Annotated in this window: 8 protein-coding genes; 5 read left to right on the top strand and 3 right to left on the bottom strand. The window is 41.9% G+C overall.

Annotated features, from left to right (window positions below; genetic code table 11):
* On the bottom strand, nucleotides 1–223 hold a 223-nt coding region (locus I8752_RS29760; RefSeq protein WP_214435810.1), incomplete at its 3' end, for a transposase family protein.
* A gap of 148 nt (nucleotides 224–371) precedes the next feature.
* Nucleotides 372–758, bottom strand: a complete 387-nt coding sequence (locus I8752_RS29755) for a tyrosine-type recombinase/integrase (RefSeq protein WP_225895993.1) — start codon at nucleotides 756–758, stop codon at nucleotides 372–374.
* Nucleotides 759–1047: 289 nt separating this feature from the next.
* On the opposite strand from I8752_RS29755, the gene I8752_RS29750 reads away from it, so the two are divergent.
* Entirely contained in the window at nucleotides 1048–1206 is a 159-nt protein-coding gene (locus I8752_RS29750) for a hypothetical protein (RefSeq protein ID WP_214435809.1), read from the top strand.
* Nucleotides 1207–1225: 19 nt separating this feature from the next.
* On the opposite strand, the gene I8752_RS29745 is transcribed toward I8752_RS29750, so the two are convergent.
* Entirely contained in the window at nucleotides 1226–1900 is a 675-nt protein-coding gene (locus tag I8752_RS29745) for a carbonic anhydrase (protein ID WP_214435808.1), read from the bottom strand.
* A 302-nt stretch (nucleotides 1901–2202) separates the two neighbouring features.
* Between I8752_RS29745 and I8752_RS37725 the strand changes: the two genes are divergently transcribed.
* The 4 genes from I8752_RS37725 to I8752_RS29730 all read left to right on the top strand — a co-directional run.
* Nucleotides 2203–2721, top strand: a complete 519-nt coding sequence (locus I8752_RS37725) for a site-specific integrase (protein WP_225895992.1) — start codon at nucleotides 2203–2205, stop codon at nucleotides 2719–2721.
* A gap of 9 nt (nucleotides 2722–2730) precedes the next feature.
* Entirely contained in the window at nucleotides 2731–3195 is a 465-nt protein-coding gene (locus I8752_RS37720) for a tyrosine-type recombinase/integrase (RefSeq protein ID WP_225895991.1), read from the top strand.
* 171 nt (nucleotides 3196–3366) lie between these two features.
* On the top strand, nucleotides 3367–4161 hold the full coding sequence (locus tag I8752_RS29735; protein WP_214435807.1) for a hypothetical protein: 795 nt from the start codon (nucleotides 3367–3369) through the stop codon (nucleotides 4159–4161).
* A partial coding sequence (locus I8752_RS29730; protein ID WP_214435806.1) for a glycosyltransferase occupies nucleotides 4161–5409 on the top strand: 1249 nt, incomplete at its 3' end. The genes I8752_RS29735 and I8752_RS29730, both read left to right, overlap by 1 nt.

Raw genomic sequence — 5409 nt, 5'->3', positions numbered from 1 at the left:
GCCAATCACTGGCGATATGGAAATAAGTTCGATATTCACGCCAGTATGTTAAACACACCAAAGCCTGGTCTTCCAAACACAGTTTTTTAGAACTGCCCCTTGTTTGTCTGTGACTGGCAGCATCTTGTAGTACGTTGACTATCTGATTAAATGTGTGTCTTTGTACCCCAACTAGACGTTTAAATTCTCGATTGGACAGTCGCAAAGTTTGTTCGTATCGCATTGGCAGAGCAAATTTATGTCAAAATCTTTTACCTTACCATAAAATAATTCTGTAAGAGGTCTATTTATTAACTCTAAGCAAATATTAATGCTTTAGTATTACTCTTACACAAGAATAAAAAATTACAGTTTAGTCAATTGATTAATTTTTATTCGCCCGAATCCTTCAACATACCCGTCAACAGTTCCGACATCTCCCACAGGTCTTTATTCCTGTTATCATCATAAATCATCAGCGTTCGCGGGTCAGCATGACGGCTCAACTTCTGCACTTTTCTAATATTCCCATCAGTTGCATCAAGCGCCGCCGTAATTGCCGAATGCCTGACCCTGTGCGGTGACATAGGTTTCTTCACTCCCACTGCCTTAAAAGCAGTAGCCACTATTTTATAAATGGCATCCGTAGTCAATCTATGCCCAGTATTATGAAAATCTAACGCTGTAAAAATTGGTAAATTACGCCTAATGTGAATTAAAAAAGTCTCTTGTTCCATAAGGGTTTCAAGACTTGTTAAAAATCTTGGTTTTGGAACCATCGACGAATTTACAAGGATTTCATCACTCAATTCACATTACACGTAAATTAGCATTCATTTCCCCCCTAGCAATCAACCAATCAGCAAGAGCCAGATCGCATGGTCGAGCGTAGGCCATCGCCGTGGTCTATACAAGCCAGGGTGAGTTTGTATATATACGCTCGTCTGTACCACTTTCTATACAAGTCCTGAGAGAATGCGATGGAGAGGGTCTAAACGTGTAAAAATCCGGGCAACCGCAGGACTTACCGCCGTATAAATTAACTCGTTTTGTGTCCGGGATTGTCCGGTGACGGCGGTTTGTCCGCCAAGAGCGTTGTATCGAGATGTTGATATTAGAGATAAAGGTTGCCCGGATTTTTCCGGTTTTAATGTAGCGGCTACGCCCCGCCTAATAGAGCGATCGCTAAATTTTATTGATGCTGGGGTGTTAGTTACTGCGGCGTAGTATCATTAAATCCTCATTTTTAACTTGACTGTACACTAATTAGAGGATTAGGCACAGGAAACGAACGATTTTTGAGAACTCTAAATTTCCCATCTTCGGCATCGTAGGCAAACACTTCTCCACTTTCAATTTCATAAATCCAAGCATGAAGTGTAAGTTGATTACTGTGAAGTTTGGAACGAATTACAGGATAAGTCTCTAAGTTTTCTATCTGTGTGAGGACGTTTTGCTCAATAGCAATTTTTAACAGTTTCTCATGAGGATAACCTTGGTAGTTATCTAGCACAATCCGGCGGGTAGCTTCAGCATGATTCTTCAACCATTCATAAACCAAAGGCATTTGCCCAGCCAGATTACCTATTTGTAGTAACCCTTTCATGGCACCACAATGAGAATGTCCGCAGATAACAATATCTTTAATACCCAAAGCCTCAACAGCATATTCTATACCCGCAGCTTCGCCACTATTCAACCTTCCATAACATGGTATGAGATTACCAACATTACGAATAACAAACAAATCTCCTGGTTGACTTTGTGTAATTAAAAATGGATCGATTCTTGAGTCAGAGCAAGTTATAAACAACACTTCTGGATTTTGCCCATGCGACAAATGCTCAAATAACTCACGGTGAGCAACAAAATAGTTGTCCTGAAATTGATTTAGCCCAGCCAGAACGCGCTTAATCGGCACAATTTAATTCTCCTTACTATCAGAAAATATATTATTTAACGTCATTGGTTTTAAGAATTCAAAAGTTAGTAGCTAGGCTGCTGAATCAGGGAAAATCAATAACTCATCATTAATCTTGTTTTGTTTGATTCAAAGCCACTGCTAAAATCTCAAAAAGTTATTAATTTGGAATTCTTAATTAAGGATACTAAAGTCTATTTAATGTGCAATCTATTTGACATCAGAAACAATACATACACAAGCGTTCGCCCTGGGGGGAGCTCCCCCCAGGGCGAACGCTTATCTCTCCCCTGCTCAAAACCATGACCCCCATTCACCCCGAAAATTTAACTGTTTTGGAGAACTCGCTCTTCCTAGCGATCGGCTCTGACTTTTCTCTAGAGAATGACCCCGATGTAATTCAGCAGTTGATTGGGGATAAGCGATCGCTCAACACCAAGCGTAAATACCAGAAAGACTTGAAAGATTTTTTTCTGTTCGTTGCCAAGAAAGAACCAAGCCGGGACTTAGTGTTAGAGTTTCTGCACCTGGAGCAGCGTCACGCCGTTGCTGTGGTTCTCATGTACAAGGCGCATCTCATCAAGAAAAAACTGGCTGAAGCTACGGTGAATCGTCGGCTTAGTGCTATCAAGTCGATGGTGGCAATGGGGCGGCGGCTGGGTGTCTGCAATTTCTATGTCGATGATGTCAAAGGTGAAAGGGTCGAAACCTACCGCGACACGACAGGAATTAGAGCGACTGACTATGCCCAAGTTATAGCGTTGGTTGACCAGAACACCCTAAAGGGCAAGCGCGATTATGCACTACTGCGGTTACTCTAGGATAATGGCTTGCGTCGCAATGAGATAGTCAATTTAAATGTGCGTGACTTTAACCCAAAGGAGAAGACTCTTGAAATTTTAGGGAAAGGCAAGGGTAGCCAGAAGGAAGTTCTTGACCTATCGGACAAAACCGCATTGGCGATCGCCAGTTGGATTAAAACAAGTAAGAAGAGACGTAGCAATGACCCGCTTTTTACGGTGCTAGCCTATCACTTGAATGGAGCGAGATTAACCAAGGAAGCAATCAGGCGATTGGTGGATGGGCTATGCAAGCAAGCCGGAATTACTAAGAAGATGTCGTCGCATCGTGTCCGCCACAGTGCGATTACTACAGTATTGGATCTCAATAATGGCAACTACCGTGCTACCCAGCGATTCAGCAGACACGCCCAAGTGCAGACGGTATTGAAATATGATGATAATCGCCAGCGCTTGCAAAAGCAGATGAGTGATTCGATATCGGAACTTATTTAGAAAAGACCTAAAAATTCAGATATTGTCAATTTGAAATTTTTGAGGATTTTTCAGCATAAAATGATTGTCAATTTTGACGTTTATCACCCATGCAGCGAATTGGTAAACGTTATACTCCCCGTGACTATACACTAATACAGATAGCCAAAAATCTCTTTTAAATAGAAATGAATGATACCTAACGATTGTCTAACTACCTCTTGCAGCGCCCTAATCATTGCCCATCCAGGACACGAGATTAGAGTTCATGGCTGGTTAGAGTTAGCTCACCCCTTTGTATTCGTTCTAACAGATGGCTCCGGGCATTCAGGCAAGTCGAGGCTAGACTCAACTACAAAAGTTCTAAAAAAAGTTAATGCCAAACAAGGTAATATTTATGGTCGATTTTCAGATAAACAAGTTTATGCAGCAATTCTAAATCGAGACTTTGATTTATTTATTAGACTTACTGAAGAATTAGTTAACATACTCACTCAGTTGAAGGTGGAATTAGTTATTGGGGACGCAGTAGAAGGCTACAATCCATCTCATGATATCTGTCGCCTAATAATCAATGCTGCTGTAGAGATTTTGCTTAAAAGAGGACATCAGATTGATAACTTTGACTTTTTGTTGAGTGGGAAACCAGATAGCTTCCCCGCACCATTCTCTGAGCAAATGATTTGCCTGCCGCTAAATAATGATGCCTTGGTAAGAAAACTAGCGACTGCCCAAGCATATGATGAGATTGCTGCGGAAGTGAATTGTGCAATCGAAGCATTCGGAATAGAAGCGTTCCGAATCGAGTGTTTTCGTAGAGTCCACGTTCGTGGTAAAAATGATTGTCAGATGCCAGGAACACCTTTTTACGAACAGTACGGTGAAAAAAAAGTGGCATCTGGCTTGTTTCAGCAAGTGCTGCGTTATCGCGAACACGTCTACCCATTGGCTGAAACGCTTTGGAATTACATCAAAAGGTTGAGCTAATGGGTGGTTTGCGAGTTTTAATTACTAATATTACCCTTGCCACACGGACTGGAACAGAAACTTATGTAAGAGACTTGGCAATCAAGTTACTCAAGCAAGGGCATACACCTATTGTTTACTGCACACATCTGGGTACATCAACTCAAACAGACTCCATAGTAGAAGAACTTCGTGTAGCTACAGTTCCTGTGGTAGATAACCTAAATGCAGTCGGAGCAGTCCCGGACATTATTCACGGACATCATCATCCAGGGACGATGATAGCTATGTTACATTTTCCAGAAGTACCTGGGATATTTTTTTGTCATGATTGGCTGGCGTGGCACGATTGTCCACCTTTACTTCCTCGCATTCAATACTATGTTGGCGTTGATTACACCTGTCGCGATCGCCTAATACTCAGGCATGGCATTTCAGAAGATCGTGTTCGGGTTATCCATAATTGGGTTGATTTAGACAAATTTTGTCCGCGTTCTTCACTGCCAAAATTTCCCAAACGAGCATTAGTATTTAGCAACCAGGCCAGCGAACACACATATCTACGAGCAGTTCAACAAGCATGTACTCGTACAGGTATTACTTTAGATGTAATTGGAGCGAGTGTAGGCAATGTCTGTATCCACCCAGAAAAGGTTCTTGGCAACTACGACTTGGTTTTTGCAAAGGCAAAATGTGCCTTGGAAGCAATGGCGGTTGGTTGTGCAGTGATTCTCTGTGACTACAGGGGTGCTGGTTCAATGGTGACAGCAGGGGAATTGAGCCAACTTAGACGCTTCAATTTTGGCATTCGCGCACTCCAAGAACCTGTGCATCCGGATGTGCTAGTTAGAGAAATTACTCGATATGACTGTGATGATGCTGCTGAGGTTTCTCGGCGAATACGTGAAACGGCTGGACTTAATGCCACAGTCAACGAGATTGTGGCTCTGTATCGAGAAGCAATCGCCAATCATCAGGCAAAACTCATAGACTCCAAAGTAGAGGCGAAAGCTGTCTCAGATTATTTATATAAGTGGATACCTCGATATGGAGAATATGAACGGTTGCAAGCCAGCTGTTCTCACTTGCAAACTGAATCTGAACGACAACAAGCTGAATATAGCCAATTAGAAATGGAGTTTCAGCAACTTCAGCTAAAGGTTAATCAATTGCAAGCAGAAAATGGACAAATAAAAGAACAGTCTGCTCAACTGCAAGCTGAATATAGCCAATTAGAAATGGAGTTTCAGCAACTTCAGCTAAAGGTTA

Source organism: Dendronalium phyllosphericum CENA369 (genome assembly GCF_016056275.1).
In the GTDB taxonomy this organism is placed as follows: Bacteria; Cyanobacteriota; Cyanobacteriia; order Cyanobacteriales; family Nostocaceae; genus Dendronalium; species Dendronalium phyllosphericum.
Note: the sequence above shows the minus strand (reverse complement) of the source record. Positions and strands in the feature narration are given on the sequence as shown.

Coding starts and splice junctions, on each gene's coding strand:
- I8752_RS29735 (WP_214435807.1), top strand. CDS start 3,367: ATGATACCTAACGATTGTCTAACTACCTCTTGCAGCGCCCTAATCATT.
- I8752_RS29755 (WP_225895993.1), bottom strand. CDS start 758: ATGGTTCCAAAACCAAGATTTTTAACAAGTCTTGAAACCCTTATGGAA.
- I8752_RS37725 (WP_225895992.1), top strand. CDS start 2,203: ATGACCCCCATTCACCCCGAAAATTTAACTGTTTTGGAGAACTCGCTC.